Origin of the sequence: Streptomyces europaeiscabiei (genome assembly GCF_001550375.1) — a bacterium.
GTDB lineage: Bacteria > Actinomycetota > Actinomycetes > Streptomycetales > Streptomycetaceae > Streptomyces > Streptomyces europaeiscabiei.
In genome coordinates this window covers 1-17,831 of the sequence record NZ_LRTR01000357.1, presented here as the reverse complement: position 1 = coordinate 17,831, position 17,831 = coordinate 1, and the positions used below count along the sequence as shown (strand labels likewise).

Genomic DNA, 17,831 nt, shown 5'->3' with positions numbered 1-17,831 from the left:
CGTGAGAGGGGCAGAGCAAGGCCTGTGGGGAGCAGGGGGCGCGACCTGTTACGTCATCTTCGCCTCGCCCTTCGTCAGCAGCCACTCCTCGTGCAGTGCGCCGAGGGGGATCTTCGTCTGGAAGATCGGGGTGCCGAAGATGGAGAGTTGGAGATTGAGCGTGCCGGTGAGGTCGATGCCGCCGTACAGGGCCCAGGAGCCGGAGGCCGAGCCCGTGCCGTCCGCCGAGCCCTCGGCTTTCGCGTCGGCCTCGGCGCGGAGGTAGGGGGCCACGTCGGCGGTGACGCCCACCGTGCCGTAGAGGCCGATCGTCGCCTCGGCGCCCAGCGCGGCCTTGACGTCGCCGACGGCGGTGACCGTCGTCTTCAGGGGCTCACCGGTCATGTGGGACTCGCTGACGCCCTGCCAGCCCTTGGACCAGGTGAAGTTGCCGCCGACGCGGAAGTCGCCCTTGAGGTCCTGCTCGACGTCGACCGTGACGCGGCCGTCGGCGTCCACCTGGAAGTAGCAGACGAGGTCCAGGTTGACGACGATCGGGACCGGGCCGACCTGGATCACGGGGTCGGCGTGCAGTTCGGCGAAGGGGATACGGATCGGCTTGCCGTTGGTCGAGCCGGCCGCGCGGCCCTTCAGCGACCACTGGGAGGCCCAGTCGCCGGTCAGGCCCAGGAACGCGCCGCCGGGCGAGGAGCCCGTGCCGGACCCGGAACCGTTGTACGAGAAGGCGACCTCGGGGGCGAGCTGGACGAAGCCCTCCACCGACGCGGCGGCCGAGGCGGGGGCGCCCGGGGCGGTCTCCACGGCGGCGCCCACGTCGATGCGCAGGCTGCCCAGCGGGAGCTTCGCGCCCTCGGGGCCGAAGGTGAGGTCGCCGGTCTTCGCCCAGGAGACCTTCACGCCCTCGACGAGCGGGTCGACCTCCAGGGTGGACGGGTCGACGGGGACCGTACCGTCGGCCTCGCTCTCGCCCAGGACCGAGTTGAGCTTGGCCGGCTCGGTCTCGACCGTCGTACCGCCGTCCGCCGCGGTCTCGACGACCTCCGTCACCTCGGCCAGTACGCCGTCGGGGGCACCGGGGGCAGGGGCGCTGGCTATGACGTCACCGACGGCCACTGCGGCCTTCGGCTTCGCGGACTCCCCACCAGGGGTCGCGCCCGGGTCGGTGTCGGAGTTCTCGCCGGAGTCGCCCGGGGTTGTGGTCGCCGTCTCCGACGGGGTCGCCGACGGCTCGGCGCCCGCGCCGGACTGCGGTGCCGCGATGACCGTACGACCGCTCTTCCTGTCGTAGGAAGCGACCTTGAGCGCGGACTTCTTGGCGTTGCCCTGGTCGGGCGCGTTCGCGTCGGCCACGGCGGTGGGGGTGGCGTCGCCGTTCGGGGCGGCGACGACGGCGAGTTGTTCCTCGGCCGCCCCGGGGTCGGGGGTCTCGGCCGTCGTGGCGGCCGCCTTGTCGACGGTGGCGGGGGAGTTGGTGGAGCAGCCGGTGGCCAGCAGGGTCGCGACGGTGATCGCCGACAGTGCCGAAACCAGGGCATGTCTTCTGAGCTTGTACACGCGTGAGTCCTCGGGAGCGGTGACAGGGGGGTGCGCTGCAGGAGGGATGGCCAAGGCGAAATGACGAGAACGTCATGCCGCCATGGCGCCATGACGAATGACGAAATGACGAAGAGCAGGTGCGAGTGGAGAGTTGGCACCTGGCGGTGGGGGGCGGGCCGTGAGGGCACGGCGGTCCTCATGACCGCACGCACACGGCGGTTACCCCCCAGTAGCCATGCATGAGCATGCCAGGCCTACGGGGGCGTCGCGAACCACTTCCCCCACGTCCCGGAGGTGACGTGAGTCACATTCCCGGCAGGCTCAACTATTGCCCGTAGGGAGGGAGTTGAGGAAACCGGCCATCGCCTCATACAGCCGTTGCGGCTGGTCCAGGTGTACGTCGTGGCCCGCGTCCTCGATGACGGCGAGGTCGGTCCTGGCGTCCGGGGCCCGCAGGGCAGGCATCTTCGCGGCGTCGGCCGCCCGCATGGTGCCCCGCGCCCCGCGTACGACCAGGGTGGGGCAGGTGGTGGCGGCCCACTCGGGGTCGTACGACGATTCGGCCAGTTCCTCGATCGCGGCGAGCATCGTGGCGCGGTCGGCCCGGGGGTGCCAGCCGTCGGGTCGGCGTTCGAGGTTGCGGGACCAGCTGGCGTGACCGAAGAAGCGGGTCGCCCGGGAAGGGGAGTCGAAGGGGGTGGGCCAGCTGTCCATCCAGGCGGCGATGTGGGTGCGGAGAGCGGGGTCGGGGGCGCCCGGGCCGGCCTCGATCAGGATCAGGGAGTGGATGAGTTCCGGGTGGGCGGCCGCGGCGAGGAAGGCCGTGTGACCGCCGAGGGACTGGCCCACGAGGGTCAGGCGCGCCTGCCCCTGGGCGTCCAGGCCCAGTTCGCGGATCACCGTCACCGTGTCCCGCACGCAGGCCGCCCTGCTCATGTCCGCCGGGCGGCCGGTGCTCGCGCCATGGCCCCGGGCGTCGTACGTCACCACGCGGTGGCCCTGCGCCAGGAGCGGCGGCAGCAGCTCGTCCCACTCCCCCAGGTGACCGGCGAGGCCGTGCAGGAGGAGGAGGGTGCGGGCGGGTGCCTGTCGTGCGGTCCGGGTCCGGCCGCCCTCGTGCCGCGGGGTACGGCCGCTCCCCTGCCCGGGATCGTGGTCGCGGTAGGCGAGGCGGATGGCGTCCGGCGTGGTGAGGGCGCCTGTGGTGGTGGCGTGCATCGACCGATGGTTTCCGCGTGCCGGGGCAGGATCAACCGGGTTTCCCCTGCCGCCGGTTCACGCACCTCACGCACCTCACGGACCCACGCGCCACCGCCCCACAGCCCCACAGCCCCCGCCCGGAGTCCCCCGCCCCGAATCCCCCGAATCCCACGCCTCACGCACCACGAAACGTCGTCCGGTACGCGCTCGGCGACGTCCCCAGCACCTCCTGGAAGTGCCGGCGCAGATTGGCCGCCGTACCGAGGCCCGCGCGCACGGCGATCTGGTCGACCGGCAGGTCCGACTCCTCCAGCAACTCCCTTGCTCGCTCGATGCGTTGCTGGGCGAGCCAGTTCATCGGGGTCGTTCCGACCTCGTCGCGGAACCGCCGGTTGAAGTTGCGCACGCTCATCGCTTCCCTGGCCGCCAACTGCCCCAGGGTGAGCGGCTCATGGAGGTGCCGTAGCGCCCATTCACGAGCGGCGGAGGTGGCGGGCGCCGAGAGGGCCGGTACGGGGCGCCGTACGAACTGGGCCTGACCGCCCTCCCGGTGCGGGGGAACGACAGTGCGGCGGGCCACGTCGCCCGCGACCGCCGTACCGTGGTCGCGGCGGATCATGTGCAGGCACAGGTCGATGCCGGAGGCGCAGCCGGCCGAGGTCAGGACGTGCCCCCCGTCGGTGTAGAGGACGTCCGGGTCCAGCTCGACCCGGGGGAACAGCCTGGCGAACAGGTCGGTGTACCGCCAGTGGGTGGTGGCCGTGTGCCCGTCGAGCAACCCGGCGGAGGCGAGCACGAAGGCGCCGGTGCAGATGGAGGCCATCCTGGTGCCGGGGCGGATGCGGGCGAGGGCGTCCGCGAGCGGGGCCGTGAGGGCGGGGGTGTCCTGGACGTAGTCCTCGTGGGACGACAGGACGATGACGGTGTCCGCCTCGGCCAAGGCCTCTGGGCCGTAAGGGACGTTGACGGTGAAGTCGCCGTCGGTGCGGGTGACCCCGGCCCGCAGCCCACAGGTCACGACCTCGTACAGCGGCTCCCCGTCCGCCGTCGCCCCCTCTCTGGCCTGCCCGAACAGCTGGTGCACGATCCCCAGCTCGATGGGCAGAAGCAGTTGGCGGGCGAGTACGGCGACGCGGTGGCGTCCGGGGTGGGCGAAGACAGGCATGGCCACATACTTGCGCATGTGGTCCAGCTGGCCGCTCGTGAGGACCGGGCTGGGTCACCAGGCTGGAGACATGCCCGAGCCGACCCGGACTTCACCGCCCAACAGCGCCCCGACCAACAGCGATCCGACCGACAAAGACCCGGCCAACAGGGGCCCGGCCAACAGCCCGCCGCCCAGCGGCATTTCGGCCGACCGCGCCCCTGCCAACAGCACGCCGCCCACCCCGGCCGGACAACCCCGTATCCACCCCGCCTGGCCCGTCGCCCTCGCCGCGGGCGCCGCCATCGTCACCGCGGGGGCCTTCACCACCGTCCCCGGGCTGCTGGTGACCCCACTGCACGAGGGCTACGGCTGGGAACGGGGTCAGATCGCCCTGGCCGCCTCGGTGAACATGGTGCTGTTCGGTCTCACGGCCCCCTTCGCCGCCGCGCTGATGGACCGCGTCGGCATCCGGCGCGTGGTCGTGGGCGCCCTCCTGCTCGTCGCCACGGGCGCGCTGCTCACCAGTGTGATGACGCAGCCCTGGCAACTGACCGCGTACTGGGGTGTGTTGATCGGTCTCGGCAGCGGCTGCCTCACCATGACGTTCGCGGCCGGCATCACCGGAAGCTGGTTCGAGCGACGGCGCGGGCTGGTCACCGGAGTACTCAGCTCCGCCAGCCATCTGGGCCAACTGCTCTTCCTGCCGCTGCTCGCCCGGGGCGTCGACCGCCACGGCTGGCGCCCACCGGTGGTCACGCTGGCGTTCACGGCCGTCGCGGTGGCCGCCCTCGTACTCCTGCTGCTGCGCGACCACCCTGCGGACGTGGGCGCGAGGCCGTACGGGGCGACGGAGTTCGTGCCCAAGCCCGCACCGGCGTCCGGGGCGGCGCGGCGCGCCCTGAAGGTGCTCCTCGGCGCCGCGCGCACCGGGCCGTTCTGGGTGCTGGCCGGGATGTTCGTCATCTGCGGTGCCTCCACCAACGGGATCATGTGGAGCAACTGGGCGCCCGCCGCCCACGACCACGGCATGCGCGCCACCGCCGCCGCGTCGCTGCTCTCCCTGATCGGCGTGTTCTCGGCTCTGGGAGCGGTCCTCTCCGGCTGGCTCACCGACCGCTTCGATCCGAGCCGTCTGCTGACCGCGTACTTCGCGGTCCGCGCACTCACCCTGCTGGCGCTGCCGATGGTGTTCTCGTCCGCCGTCACCCCCGCCCTGGTCGCCTTCGTCGTGCTCTACGGCCTCGTCGACGTCGCCACCGTCCCGCCCGTCATCGCCCTCGGCGACCGCGTCTACGGCGAGGACGGGCCCATCGTCTTCGGCTGGGTGAACTCCGCCCACCAGCTCGGCGCCGGCGCCTCCGCGTTCCTCGGCGCCACCGCCCGCGATCTCTTCGGCGCGTACGACGTCGTCTGGACCACCCTCGGCGCGGTCTGCCTCGCCGCGTCCCTGCTGGCCGTGGTCGTACGGGGGCCTCGAGGCACCCGGCGGGTGGTGGCGCAGTAGCCTCGGGCCGACGGGCGTCGACACGGACTTCGACCTGGGAGGCAGGGATGGCGAAGGTTCCCACGGCGGCGGTGGCCGCCGGCGGGCTCATCGGTGGGTACGGGGTGGCCCGCTGGACGAAGAAGCGGCCGCTCGGTGGGGCGGTGCTCGCGGTGGCCGGGGCCGCCGCGGCTCAGCAGTGGCGGAAGGCTGCCGGGGGCAAGGCGGCGGGGGCGCTGACCGCCGGGTATGTGGCCGCGTTCGCCGGATCGCATCCGCTGGCGAAGAAGGTGGGGGCCTGGCCTGCGGTGTTCGGGGTGGCCGGGGTGGTCGCGGCGGCCTCCTGGGTGGTGGCTGACCGCAAGGGGTAGGGGGTGACTTCGCCGCGGTCACTCCCCCCTGAAGGCCCGCCGGTACGCGTACGGGCTCGTCCCCACCACCCTCTTGAAGCGGTCACGGAACGCTGTCGGGGAGCCGAAGCCCGCCTGGGCCGCGACGCGTTCGACCGTGTGGTCGGTGGACTCCAGGAGGTACTGGGCGCGGCGGACCCTCGCCCGGTGCAGCCACTGCAGGGGCGTCGTGCCGGTCTGTTCGCGGAAGCGGCGGTTCAGGGTGCGGGCGCTGGTGCCGGCGTGGAGGGCGATGTCGTCCAGGGTCAGATCCCGCTCCACGTTCTCCTCCAGCCAGCGCAGGAGGGGTTCCATCGTCGCGCCGGCGGGGGCAGGGGGCTGGTCCTGGACGATGAACTGGGCCTGGCCGCCCTCCCGTTCGAGGGGCATGACACACATCCGGGCGGTGAACGCGGCGACCGCCGAGCCGTGGTCCTTGCGGATCATGTGCAGGCACATGTCCATGGCCGCGGCGGCGCCCGCCGAGGTCAGGAACTGGCCGTTGTCGACGTAGAGGACGTTCGGGTCGACGGTGACCTCGGGGTGGCGGGCCGCCAGATCGGGGGCCGCGATCCAGTGGGTCGTGGCGCGCAGCCCGTCCAGCAGGCCCGTCGCCGCGAAGAGGAACGCGCCGACGCAGATCGAGGCGATCCGCGTCCCGCTCGCCGCCGCCGTGTGCAGCGCCTCCGTCACGCCCGGCGGCAGCGGCACGGTCGGGTCGGCCGTGCCCGGCAGGATGATCGTGTCGGCCTCGGCCAGCGCCTCCAGCCCGTACGGCGCCCGCACGCTGAACGGTCCCGCCTTCACCTCCCCGTCCCCCTCCACCGAGCAGACCCGCACCCGGTACGCCTCCCGCCCGTCCGGCAGCCGGGCCCAGCCGAAGGTGTCGATGGGCGCGGACAGGTCGAAGGGGATCACGTCGTCCAGCGCCAGTACGGCCACGGTGTGCATGGCGGGAGTGTAGGCCTGCGCCGGGTTTCCGCCAGGCGCCCTGACGCTGGCCTGTCACGGGCTCACCTCTCCGACACGCCCCGGTTCACCCCCCGTTCCACACTCTGGCGAGTCTGGCGAGAATCCGTTGACCTCTGGCAATCCCGCCACTTCTACGAGATCGTCCCGCGCCCTACCGTCCCACCGTGACCAAGTTCCTGCTCTCCCTCCACGTCCTCGCCGCGATCGTCGCCGTCGGGCCCATCACTGTCGCGGCCAGCATGTTCCCGCCGAGCGCACGCAAGGCGCTGGCCGAACCCCGGAGCGAGCGCGCGGTGTCGGCCGTACGGCTGCTGCACCGGATCTGCCGGGTGTACGGCGGTGTGGGCATCGCCGTGCCCGTGCTCGGGTTCGCCACGGCGATGAGCATGGGGGTGCTGAAGGACGCCTGGCTGATCGTGTCGATGCTGCTGACCGCTCTCGCAGCCATGGTCCTGCTGGCGCTGGTGCTGCCCCGGCAGGAGGAGATCCTGGAGGGGATCGGCGCAGGGGGCGGGATCAGGACAGTCGACGGGACCGGGGCGGCCGACGGAACCGGGACGGCCGATGAGACCGAGACGGCCGGTGAGACCGGTACGGCCCGCGAGACGGGGGCTGCCGACGGGACCCGGACTGCCGTCGGGGTCAAGGCCACCGCCCAACTCGCCATGTTCACCGGGGTGTTCAACCTGTTGTGGGCGACGGTCACGATCCTGATGATCGTCCGGCCCGGTTCGACCACGGGAGCCTGACTCCACCCGACTTCCCAGCGGTGCTCGCGTGGGTGCATGATCCGGCCATGCATCCACAGCAGTCGCCCTCCCAGGCCTACCTCGCCTCCGTGGCCGCCCGTCTCGCCGCCGACGAATGCCGTACCTGGTGGGAGGAGTGGGCCGGGGTGCCCGTGCTCGTCGGGCGCCGGGCCGACTTCAGGTGGAGCTGGATGGGGACGAAGCTGCACCTGTTCACGGTGGCGGCGGCGGTCCAGGAGATAACCATCCCGACCATCGAGACCTTCACCGACCAGGTGCTGACGTACGCGAAGAAGACGAAGGGCGGCCTGCCGGCCGGGATCCAGAACGGCATCGGCGCGTTCCCGGTGCTGGTCAGCGACCGAGTGGACCCGGCGGCCGTACGGTGGGCGGAGGCCCAGCAGCGCAACAAGTGGGCCTGCATGGCACGGCCCGTCGTGGTCGACAGCACCCAGCAGTACGTGGGCTCCTACCACGGCACCCCGGTCGTCGGCCTCGCCTACTCCTCGTACTTCGAGGACAAGGCCCGGCGGTACTTCTACGGCTGAGTGCGCCCGAGTGCGGCGGCCGGGCGGGGCGAGCGGCGTCAACCGCTCCTGATCAGCCACTCCTCGTCGGCCGTCTCCGTCCGGAACCCCCGTGCCACCGACGCCGCCACCAGCACCCACGCGCCGAGCACGAGGGTGAAGAAGGCCCAGGACAGAGGCCAGACGGAGGCGTCCAGGGGCTCGGGGTGGGTGTGGAACGAGGTGTACATCAGGGCGGACGGGGGGACGGCGACCAGGAGCACCGGCCAGGCCAGGGCGTCCCGGTGGCCGAAGTAGGCCGCGAGGAGCAGCAGAACGAGGGCGAGGGCGACGACCCCCGTGACGGTCACGGGGGTCGTCTCCGAGAGGGAGCCCTTCAGTTCGGGCCGGTTGTTCAGGTCCCACGGGAGGCAGAGGCGGTACGCGGCCGCGGCGAGGGCGGCGCCGAGCAGGCGGGTCAGCCAGCGTTCCGGCCAGGGGCGCGTGCGCAGGGGGCGGAGCAGCTTCTCGGTCATGCGTACGAGGGTTCCTGGGCGGGCGGCGGGCCGACAGAGTACGGATACTCAGTGCGGCCTACTCACCCATACCCAGAGCGGCAGCACCCCCGAAGGGGCGCGGGGAACTGCGCGACCGGCCACGACGGCGCCGCAGACGACCGACCAACCGGCCACGACGGCGCCGCAGACGACCGACCAACCGCCCACCCCGGCGCCCTCGCCGGAGCGTCACGCCCACCCCGGCGCCCTCGCCGGAGCGTCACGCCCACCCCGGCGCCCTCGGCGGAGCGTCACGCCCTCGCCGACAGTGGCTCGGCGATGTCCTCCAGGGAGCGCCGCTCCGCACGCACCGCGAGGAACGCGGCCACCAGGCCCGCCGCGCACATCAGAGCCGCGCCGATCCGGAAGGCGAGGACGGTGTCGGAGACGACGCCGGACTCCGTCAGCTCGGCGAAGATCAGCGGGCCGCTGATGCCGCCGGCCGCCGTGCCGAGGGCGTAGAAGAAGGCGATGGCCATCGCGCGGGTCTCCATGGGGAAGACCTCTGAGACCGTCAGATAGGCGCTGCTCGCCCCGGCCGAGGCGAAGAAGAGCACCACGCACCAGCAGGCCGTCAGGGTCACGTCGTCGAGCGAACCCCGGCCGAACAGCCAGGCGGTGACGAAGAGCAGGACGCCGGACAGCAGATAGGTCGACGAGATCATGATCTTGCGGCCGACCGTGTCGAACAGCCTGCCGAGCAGGAGGGGGCCGAGCAGGTTGCCGGCGGCGATGACGGCGAAGTAGTAGCCGGTGTCGGAGGTCGGGACGTCGTAGAACGTGGTGAGGATCGCGCCGAAGCCGAAGGTGATCGCGTTGTAGAGGAACGCCTGGCCGATGAAGAGGGAGAAGCCGAGGATCGCGCGACGCCGGTACTGGGAGAAGACCGTACGGGCGATCGTGCCGAAGCCGATGCTCTCGCGCTGATGGACGGTCATCTCGCTCCCGGCGGGCGGCAGCGGGCGGCCCTTCTCGGCCTCGACCTGTTCCTCCGCCTCCCCCACCAGCCGTTCGGCCTCCTGTTCCCTGCCGTGGATCAGCAGCCAGCGGGGACTCTCGGGGACGTTCCGGCGGACCAGCAGGATCACCAGGCCCAGCACCACACCGAGGGCGAAGGTCAGCCGCCAGCCGACGTTCGCCGGGAAGAGGTCGGTGTTCAGGGCGAGGATCGACAGCAGCGATCCGCCGATCGCGCCGAGCCAGAAGCTGCCGTTGATGACGATGTCGACGCGGCCCCGGTACTTGGACGGGATCAGTTCGTCGATCGCGGAGTTGATGGCCGCGTACTCGCCGCCGATACCGAAGCCGGTGAGGAAGCGAAAGAGGAAGAACCACCAGGTGGAGAAGGAGACAGCCGTCAGCGCGGTCGCCGCCAGATAGACCAGCAGGGTCACCATGAACAGCTTCTTGCGGCCGAACCGGTCGGTCATCCGGCCGAAGAAGAGGGCACCCGCACAGGCGCCGGCCACGTACAGCGCGGCCGCCATACCCGTGACCTGCGCGGATGTGATGGGCAGTCCGCTGCCCTCCTCGGAGAGCCGGCCCGCGATGTTGCCGACGACGGTCACTTCCAGACCGTCGAGGATCCACACGGTGCCGAGGCCGATCACGATCGTCCAGTGCCAGCGCGACCAGGGAAGACGGTCCAGGCGCGCCGGTACGGCAGTGGTGATCACACCCGGCGAGCCTGGTGAAACCGGTGACTTCGGGTCAGTGACGGACATGGGCTGGGGCTCCCTCCACGTCGAGCGAACCCGATCCGTGTGCCCCGACGAGCAGGGACTACGCCCCACCGGCCGACGCCCACCAGCCGCCCACCGGCCGCCGCCCACTGGTCGTCCGCCCGGCCCCGGGCGAACACCCGTACGCGCGCCTCCTCCTACGCCCCCAGCGCCCGCGACACCGTGTAGATCAGCAGGCCCGCCAGGGAACCCACCACCGTGCCGTTGATCCGGATGAACTGCAGGTCGCGGCCGATGTTGGCCTCGATCTTCTTCGTGGTGTGCTCGGGGTCCCAGCTCGCGACGGTCTCGGTGATGAGGGAGGTGATCTCCGCGCGGTAGGTGGTCACGACGTGCACCGCCGCACCCTCGACCCACTTGTCGACCTTGGCCTGCGCGCTCGGCTCGGTCGCCATCCGGGTGCCCAGCGACAGCAGGGACGTGCGAACCCGCAGCCGCAGCTCGCTGCGCTCGTCCTCGGCGGCGGACACGATCATCGACCGTACGGCCGTCCACGCTGAGGCGATGAGGTCCTGGACCTCGCCCCGGCCGAGCACCTCGCCCTTCAACCGCTCCACCCGCGCGCGGGTGTCCGTGTCGGACTGGAGGTCGGTGGCGAAGTCGGTGAGGAAACGGTCGAGGGCGCCGCGGGCCGGGTGGGTGGGCGAGTCACGCATCTCGGTGGTGAAGCGCAGGAGTTCCTTGTAGACCCGCTCGCCGATCCTCCGGTCGACGAACCGGGGGGTCCAGCCGGGGGCGCCGCCCTCGACCGCGTCCATGACCTGCTCGTCGTGGAGTATCAGCCAGTTCTGGGCGCGGGCGCAGACCAGGTCCACGATCCGCCGGTGGCCGCCGTCGGTGACGACCTTCTCCAGCATCTTGCCGATACCGGGCGCGATCTCCTGGGCGTTCGCCCGACGCGTGATCGCCTCCCCGACCACGGCCTGCACGTCCGAGTCGCGCAGCACGGTCAGGGCACCCCGGAGCGCGGTCGCCAGCTCGGCCGTCACCCGGTCGGCGTTCTGCGGCTCGGCGAGCCACGCGCCGAGCCGGCTGCCGATACCGACGGCCCGCAGCCGCTGCCGTACGACATCGTGGGAGAGGAAGTTCTCGCCGACGAACTCACCGAGCGAGACGCCCAGCTGGTCCTTCTTGGTGGGGATGATCGCGGTGTGCGGGATGGGCAGCCCGAGCGGATGCCGGAACAGCGCGGTCACGGCGAACCAGTCCGCCAGCGCGCCCACCATGCCCGCCTCGGCGGCCGCCGCGACATAGCCGGCCCACGCGCCCGCGCCCTCGTGCGAGGCCCACTTGGCCAGCACGTACACCACGGCCACGAAGAGCAGCAGCCCGGCCGCGATGAGCTTCATCTGCCGGACGCCGCGCTGTTTCTCCTCGTCGGCGGCGCTGAAGGTGGTCATGGTGCGATGCGAAGCACGCGGCTCGGCGCTCACCGCCGCTGCCGCCGCCGCTGCCGCTCCTGACGTCTCCGCCTCGTCCTCCGCGTTCGTACGGTCCATTCACTCCACCCGTTCCTGTCCCCCGTACACATTGTCCGCTCTTCGACGCTTCAACTCTTGGTGACGTACTCCATAGGCCTATTGACACCTACTCCTGGAACGGAACAGGAGTTCCCCGCGTCTGTCCGGGCGGGGGAACCGATGGGGGTTCTCGCAAGCCGCCCCCACCCCATGCCGCATCATGGGGTGATCACATCGGAGCCTCGGGGCTCCACAGCCCGAGGAGTCACACACCGCATGACCAGGCAGCACGGTTGTGCACTTCTGGCGGCCATCGCCGCCCTGGTCGTGGCGATCTCGGCCGCGATCTACACCGGCGTCGGCATCGACGACGGCACCCCCCGCCAGGAGACCTTCGCCCGCGCGCCCCGCAGCAGCGCCGCCCCGGCCTCCACCGGCGTCTGGGTCGGCGCCTGGGCCGCCTCGCCGAGCGGGTCGGAGCCGGGCACCGAGTCGGACGGCCTGGCCGGCCACTCCGTGCGCAACGTGGTGCACACGACCGCCGCCGGGACGAGCGCCCGGGTCACGCTGTCCAACCTCTACGGCCAGCAGCCGCTGACCATCACCCACGCCTCGCTCGCCGTGGCCGCCTCGACGGACACCCCGGCCGCGGCGGCCGACACCATGCGCCGCCTCACCTTCGCGGGCAACCCGAAGGTCGTCATCGCGCCGGGGCAGCAGGTGGTGAGTGACGCCGTACGGGTGGCGATCCCGCACGACAGCGACGTACTGATCACCACCTACTCCCCCACCCCCTCCGGCCCGGCGACCTACCACGCGCACGCCCGCCAGATCTCGTACACCGCCGAGGGCGACCGGGCCGAGGACGTCACCGGACAGCCGTACACCACACAGTCCCTGCACTGGCGTTATGTCACCGCCCTGGACGTGCTGAGCAACGAGTCCGACGGCACGGTCGTGGTCCTCGGTGACTCGCTCACCGACGGCGTCACCTCCACGGTCGGCGAGAACCGGCGCTGGACCGACGTCCTCTCCGGCCGTCTCCGCGCCGCCTCCGGCTCCTCCGGCACACCCCGCTACAGCGTCGCCAACGAGGGCATCAGCGGCAACCGCGTCCTGACCGACGGCAACGGCCGCCCCGCCGAGAACCCCAGCGGCCTCTCCCGTTTCCAGCGCGACGTCCTCGGCCGGACGGGCGTCAAGGCCGTCGTCATCGACCTCGGCGTCAACGACATCCTCAAGAACCCGGGCCAGGCCGACCCCGCCGCCATCACCGCCGGCCTCCGCAGGCTCGTGGAGCAGGCCCACGCCCGCGGCCTGCGCGTCGTGGGCGCGACCCTCATGCCCTTCCACGGCCACCGCGGCTACTCCGACCAGCGCGAATCCGTCCGCCAGGCCATCAACGCCACGATCCGCTCCGGCAGCGTCTTCGACGCCTACGTCGACTTCGACAAGGCTCTGCGCGACCCCTACGCCCCCCGCCGCCTCCGCCCCGACTACGACTCGGGCGACCATCTGCACCCGAGCGACAAGGGCTACGAACAGATGGCGGAGGTCTTCGACCTGGAGAAACTGAAGGGTTCGGCACCGGCGGAGCTGTAGGCAGCGCCGCCGTCTTCCAGGGGCGCGGGGAACCGCGCTCAAGGACACGGGAATCCGCGTCCTTCAGGGGCGCGAGTAACCGCGCGAGCGACCACGACGCATCCGTACCCGCAGCCGAGAGCCGGCCACCGGACCAGTCGGCCACCGGCTCAGTCCGCCACCGGCCCAGCCGGTCTAGTACTCCCGCCTCCGCCGCCGCTCCCGCTCCTTCTCGCGTCGTGAGCGCACCGCCTCCCGGACCTGGTCCATGGCCTCACGATGCGCCTCGTGCATCTCGTGCGCATGGTCACGATGGGACGCGTGCAGCTCCCGTCGTGCCGCCCGGCGCTCCAGCCGGTCCTGCCGCCGCGCCTCCTTCAACCGCTGCCGCTCGGCCTTCGGGACCTTGCGCTCGACCCCGACCCCGCCCCAGAACGCGAACCCGGTGATGATCACGCGCGGAGCGCCCGGCTCCCCCGGCACGCCCTCCTCGCCGTGGTCGAAGCCGCCCATGATCCCGACGCCCCGGACGACGACCTCGACCCCGGGCGGCACGATCACATTGATCCCGCCCATGATCGCCACGCAGTTGATCGTGACCTCACGGGTCGCGAAGTACGCGTCCCGCAGGTCCAGTTCGCCGCCGCCCCAGAACGCGAAGCAGTCGAACCGCTCGGGCACGGTCCAGCGCCCCTTGCGCTCGAACCCGGACATGACCGCGACGCCCCAGGTGGACGTACCGTCACCGCCGACGACCCGCTCCGGCCAACTCACGTCCGCCGCAGGCCCCTTGACCAGCGAGACGGACGGCGGCGGCACGACCGCCGGCGGTGCCACGGCCCCCGCGCCGGGCAGATCACGGGTGATCGGCGCCAACTCGCCGTACGTCCGCGCCTTGTACGTCGCGTCCAGCCGCTCCTCGAACTCCTCCATGTCGAGCCGCCCCTCCGCGAGGGCGTCCCGCAACTGCTCGGAGACTCGTTCACGATCGGCGTCGGAGGCACGAAGATCCGCGGCGGCCGGAACATCCGGCAGGTCGTCCGTCATACGAATCAGCGTACGAGGAACCCCCCACGCCGGGCTACGACACGGCCTGCCCCGTCTCCCCCGCCCGCTCCGCCACCCGCTCCGCCTGCTGCGCGTACATCTGGGCGATCACGGCCTCGATGTCCGGCTCCCGCACCGACAGGTCGACCAGCGGATACTCCGAAGCGATCCGCGCCACCAGCGGGGCCGCCGACTCCGACGCCGGGAAGGCCAGCCACTGCCGGGGCCCCTCCACCCGTACGACCCGGGCGGGCGCGGCCTCGATCGGCGGCAGTTCGCGCTCCAGGTCGACGACGAGGGTCCGCTCGCTCTCGCCCACCTCGTGCAGCCCGGTCAGCGGCCCGTCGTACATCAGGCGCCCGTGGTCGATGACCATCACCCGGCGGCACAGTTGTTCGATGTCCTGGAGGTCGTGCGTGGTGAGCAGCACGGTCGTGCCCTGCTCGGTGTTGAGTTCCTTGAGGAACTCCCGGACCTTGGCCTTGCTGATGACGTCGAGCCCGATCGTCGGCTCGTCCAGGTACAGCACCTCGGGGTCGTGCAGCAGGGCCGCCGCGATGTCCCCGCGCATGCGCTGGCCGAGCGAGAGCTGCCGTACGGGCACGTCCAGCAGGTCGCCCAGTTCCAGGAGTTCGACGCAGCGGTCGAGGTTCTCGCGGTAACGGGCGTCGGGGATGCGGTACATGCGGTGCATCAGCCGGTAGGAGTCGATGAGGGGGAGGTCCCACCACAGGGTCGTACGCTGCCCGAACACCACCCCGATACGCCGGGCGAGCCGCGTCCGCTCGCGGGACGGGTCGATGCCGGCGACACGCAGGCGGCCCCCGCTCGGGGTCAGGATGCCCGTCAGCATCTTGATGGTCGTCGACTTCCCGGCGCCGTTCGGCCCGATGTAGCCGACCATCTCCCCTCTCGCCACCGTGAAGGAGATCGAGTCGACCGCCCGCACCTCGTGCCGCTCCCGGCGCATGAACCCGGTCTTCCTGCGGACGTCGAAGACCTTCTCCAACTGGTCGAGTTCGATGAACGCGCTGTCTGTCACGGTTGGCTCCCTAACTCCCCGTACTCCGATACGAACGCAGCCCCGCCCGCCACGCGACCCCCGCCAGCGCACAGCAGGCCACGCCGACCAGCGGGGGTGCGAAGGCCAGCCAGGACGGCAGGTCGAGGGGGTAGGGGCGGCCCAGGATGTACAGCCCGGGCACCCAGTTGACGAAGGCGAGCGGCAGGACGAAGGTCACACCGCGCAGCAGGTCCTTGGCGAAGAGGGCCGGCGGGTACTGCAGCAGGGTCGCGCCGCCGTACGTGAAGGCGTTCTGCACCTCGGAGGCGTCCTGCGCGACGAACTGGAAGGCCGCGCCCCCGACGAACACCGCCGCGAAGATCAGTCCGCCGCTGCACACCATCAGCGGGACCATCAGCACCTTGACCGGTGTCCAGGCGATGTCGAGCGTGGTCAGGGCGTACCCGAGGACGAACAGGCCCTGGCTGACCCGGCCGAGGCGGCGCAGCGCGAACTTGTCGGCGGCGACCTGGGCGAGCACCGGGACCGGGCGGACGAGGAGGGTGTCCAGCGTGCCGTCGCGGACCCGGCGGCCGAGCCGGTCCATGGAGCCGATCATCAGGTCCGCGAGCCCGAAGGCGGCGGCGGAGGTGCCGTACAGCAGGGCGATCTCGGGCAGGGTGAAGCCGCCCAACTCGTCGACCTGGGAGAACATCAGCAGGATCGCGACGAAGTCGAAGGAGGTCGCCGCGAAGTTCCCGAGGGTCGTCATGGCGAAGGAGGCGCGGTAGGCCATCGTGGAGCGGATCCACATGGCGGCGATCATGCGGTAGGCGCGCAGCCCGTCGCGGACACGGCTGTACGTGCCGTACTCGCCGAACGGGTTCTCCGCGGCCGTCTCCCCGCCCCGCGCGCCCGCGCGCCCGTCCTCGCGCCCACTTGCGCGATCGTCCGCGCGTTCGTCGAGGTCAGCCACCCTGGACCACCACCTTCCGCGTCGCCGCCGACTGGATCAGCCGCCCGACCGCCAGCAGCACCGCCGCCCAGGCGAGCTGGAAGGCGTACGTCCCCCACGGGTCGGCCTCGCCCAGCAGGACGTCCGCCGGGGCCTGGAGCAGCGCGGACCAGGGCAGGAGGCGGGCGAGGTCGCCGAGCGCGCCGGGGAAGACGTTCAGCGGCAGGAGCATCCCGGAGAAGAACACTCCGGTGAGCCAGGTGACCTGCATCGCTCCGGCGCCGTCGAGGAGCCAGAACGCCCACAGGGCGACGATGTACCGGATCGCGAAGCTGACGAGGGCCCCGAGGGCGACCGCGACGAGACAGGCGAGCCAGGGCAGCGGGCCCGAGGGCAGCGCCAGGTCGAAGAAGAGCGCGCCGCACACCATGGGGACGACACCGCGTCCGAGCAGCTGGAACAGGGCCCGGCCCATGTCCGCGGCGAGCCACCACATCTGGAGGTCGACCGGCCGGTACAGGTCGACCGCGATGTCCCCGGTCCTGATCCGCTCGATCAGCTCCTCCTCGAACCCCACGCTCCCCAGCACCATCACCGCGAACATCGCTTGGCCGACCCATACATAGGTGAGGGCCTGCGCCTGGTCGTAGCCGCCCAGGTGGGGCTTCTCGTGCCAGAGGGCCAGGTAGGTGTATGCGAGGATGAAGCCGAAGACGGTGTTGGTGAACACCCCCGCGGCGGTGGCCACCCGATATGTCGCGTACCGCCTGAAACCACCGGCGGCGACGGCGGCGTACAACCGCCCTGTGCCCACGAGGAAACCCCCATCCGCTGCGAAGAGTTAGGCGAAAGGCCGAGGCCTGGACCGATTCGGGCCGAAGCGAAGAAGCCTAGTCCGCGGCCGGAGGGGCCTGCCACGCGTTTTCGGGGGCGGACGGTTGTGCTCGTGTGGTGTGCGGGGCACGTGTCGGGATCCGGGAACGGATCGCACGGTACGAGAGTCTTTACTCAAGGGCACAGAACCGGCCCGGAGCGGGCGCAAAGCGTACGAGTCCGTACGGAAATGAACGTACGACGCGAAAACAGGAGCACGGCAGCACGATGAGCGACGAGCCGCAGCCGAAGCGGAACGGCCCGGGCTGGGCACCGAGAGACCCGGAGCGACGCACTCCGGGCACCACTCCGGGGTCCGGCGACAGCGCCGCCAAGGGGAACACCGACCCGAAGCCCGGCACGACGCCGGGCGGGAGCGCGGACACGGCGCCCAGCGGGGCGCCTGACGCGGCCTCCCCCCGGAGGCCTGACGCGGCGTCCGGCGGGAAGCCCGACGCGCCGTCCGGCGGGAGGCCGGACGGAAAGCCGGGCACGACGCCCGACGGAAAGCCTGGCGCGGCGCCTGGCGGAAAGCCTGGTGGACAGTCCGGTGCGACGCACGGCGCGGCGTCCGGCGCGAAGCCCGGCGCGCGGTCCGGTGGGGCGCCTGGTGGACAGTCCGGTGCCGTGC

General features: G+C 71.7%; 16 protein-coding genes. 5 read left to right on the top strand and 11 right to left on the bottom strand.

Annotated elements, in window-relative coordinates; all coding sequences use genetic code 11:
* Positions 1-48: 48 nt before the first annotated feature.
* From AWZ10_RS17025 to AWZ10_RS17015, 3 genes are all read right to left on the bottom strand, one after another.
* Positions 49-1,554: a hypothetical protein gene (locus AWZ10_RS17025; RefSeq protein WP_060891477.1), complete on the bottom strand. Its 1,506-nt coding sequence runs from the start codon at positions 1,552-1,554 to the stop codon at positions 49-51.
* Between the two features lie 303 nt (positions 1,555-1,857).
* The gene (locus AWZ10_RS17020) at positions 1,858-2,754 is read right to left on the bottom strand and encodes an alpha/beta fold hydrolase (RefSeq protein WP_060891476.1); all 897 of its coding nucleotides are present in this window, start codon (positions 2,752-2,754) and stop codon (positions 1,858-1,860) included.
* A 157-nt stretch (positions 2,755-2,911) separates the two neighbouring features.
* Positions 2,912-3,919: a GlxA family transcriptional regulator gene (locus AWZ10_RS17015; protein ID WP_234361186.1), complete on the bottom strand. Its 1,008-nt coding sequence runs from the start codon at positions 3,917-3,919 to the stop codon at positions 2,912-2,914.
* A 52-nt stretch (positions 3,920-3,971) separates the two neighbouring features.
* On the opposite strand from AWZ10_RS17015, the gene AWZ10_RS17010 reads away from it, so the two are divergent.
* Together AWZ10_RS17010 and AWZ10_RS17005 are read left to right on the top strand one after the other, a co-directional pair.
* Positions 3,972-5,387 carry an MFS transporter gene (locus AWZ10_RS17010; protein WP_079104385.1) on the top strand — a complete coding sequence of 472 codons (1,416 nt, stop codon included), beginning with the start codon at positions 3,972-3,974 and terminating at the stop codon, positions 5,385-5,387.
* 47 nt (positions 5,388-5,434) lie between these two features.
* A complete protein-coding gene (locus AWZ10_RS17005; RefSeq protein WP_046704960.1) occupies positions 5,435-5,737 on the top strand; it encodes a hypothetical protein in 303 nt (100 codons plus the stop codon).
* 18 nt (positions 5,738-5,755) lie between these two features.
* On the opposite strand, the gene AWZ10_RS17000 is transcribed toward AWZ10_RS17005, so the two are convergent.
* Positions 5,756-6,706, bottom strand: coding sequence for a GlxA family transcriptional regulator (locus AWZ10_RS17000; RefSeq protein WP_060891475.1), 951 nt, complete (start codon positions 6,704-6,706; stop codon positions 5,756-5,758).
* A 185-nt stretch (positions 6,707-6,891) separates the two neighbouring features.
* Between AWZ10_RS17000 and AWZ10_RS16995 the strand changes: the two genes are divergently transcribed.
* Together AWZ10_RS16995 and AWZ10_RS16990 are read left to right on the top strand one after the other, a co-directional pair.
* A complete protein-coding gene (locus tag AWZ10_RS16995) occupies positions 6,892-7,476 on the top strand; it encodes a protease (protein WP_060891474.1) in 585 nt (194 codons plus the stop codon).
* A gap of 47 nt (positions 7,477-7,523) precedes the next feature.
* Positions 7,524-8,024 carry a hypothetical protein gene (locus AWZ10_RS16990; protein ID WP_037703760.1) on the top strand — a complete coding sequence of 167 codons (501 nt, stop codon included), beginning with the start codon at positions 7,524-7,526 and terminating at the stop codon, positions 8,022-8,024.
* 38 nt (positions 8,025-8,062) lie between these two features.
* Here AWZ10_RS16990 and AWZ10_RS16985 read toward each other — a convergent pair whose 3' ends face one another.
* From AWZ10_RS16985 to AWZ10_RS16975, 3 genes are all read right to left on the bottom strand, one after another.
* Entirely contained in the window at positions 8,063-8,518 is a 456-nt protein-coding gene (locus AWZ10_RS16985; protein WP_046704963.1) for a hypothetical protein, read from the bottom strand.
* Between the two features lie 272 nt (positions 8,519-8,790).
* Positions 8,791-10,263 carry an MFS transporter gene (locus AWZ10_RS16980; RefSeq protein ID WP_046704964.1) on the bottom strand — a complete coding sequence of 491 codons (1,473 nt, stop codon included), beginning with the start codon at positions 10,261-10,263 and terminating at the stop codon, positions 8,791-8,793.
* A 155-nt stretch (positions 10,264-10,418) separates the two neighbouring features.
* Positions 10,419-11,780, bottom strand: coding sequence for a DUF445 domain-containing protein (locus AWZ10_RS16975; protein ID WP_060891473.1), 1,362 nt, complete (start codon positions 11,778-11,780; stop codon positions 10,419-10,421).
* Positions 11,781-12,017: 237 nt separating this feature from the next.
* Between AWZ10_RS16975 and AWZ10_RS16970 the strand changes: the two genes are divergently transcribed.
* A complete protein-coding gene (locus AWZ10_RS16970; RefSeq protein WP_046704966.1) occupies positions 12,018-13,343 on the top strand; it encodes an SGNH/GDSL hydrolase family protein in 1,326 nt (441 codons plus the stop codon).
* A 174-nt stretch (positions 13,344-13,517) separates the two neighbouring features.
* On the opposite strand, the gene AWZ10_RS16965 is transcribed toward AWZ10_RS16970, so the two are convergent.
* From AWZ10_RS16965 to AWZ10_RS16950, 4 genes are read right to left on the bottom strand one after another with little or no spacing between them, the layout of a single operon-like run.
* On the bottom strand, positions 13,518-14,369 hold the full coding sequence (locus AWZ10_RS16965) for a DUF1707 SHOCT-like domain-containing protein (RefSeq protein ID WP_060891472.1): 852 nt from the start codon (positions 14,367-14,369) through the stop codon (positions 13,518-13,520).
* Between the two features lie 34 nt (positions 14,370-14,403).
* Positions 14,404-15,411 carry an ABC transporter ATP-binding protein gene (locus AWZ10_RS16960; RefSeq protein ID WP_060891471.1) on the bottom strand — a complete coding sequence of 336 codons (1,008 nt, stop codon included), beginning with the start codon at positions 15,409-15,411 and terminating at the stop codon, positions 14,404-14,406.
* 10 nt (positions 15,412-15,421) lie between these two features.
* Positions 15,422-16,348: an ABC transporter permease gene (locus AWZ10_RS16955; RefSeq protein ID WP_046707423.1), complete on the bottom strand. Its 927-nt coding sequence runs from the start codon at positions 16,346-16,348 to the stop codon at positions 15,422-15,424.
* Entirely contained in the window at positions 16,341-17,141 is an 801-nt protein-coding gene (locus AWZ10_RS16950; RefSeq protein WP_046707422.1) for an ABC transporter permease, read from the bottom strand. Before AWZ10_RS16950 ends, AWZ10_RS16955 begins: the two co-directional genes overlap by 8 nt.
* Between the last annotated feature and the right edge of the window lie 690 nt (positions 17,142-17,831).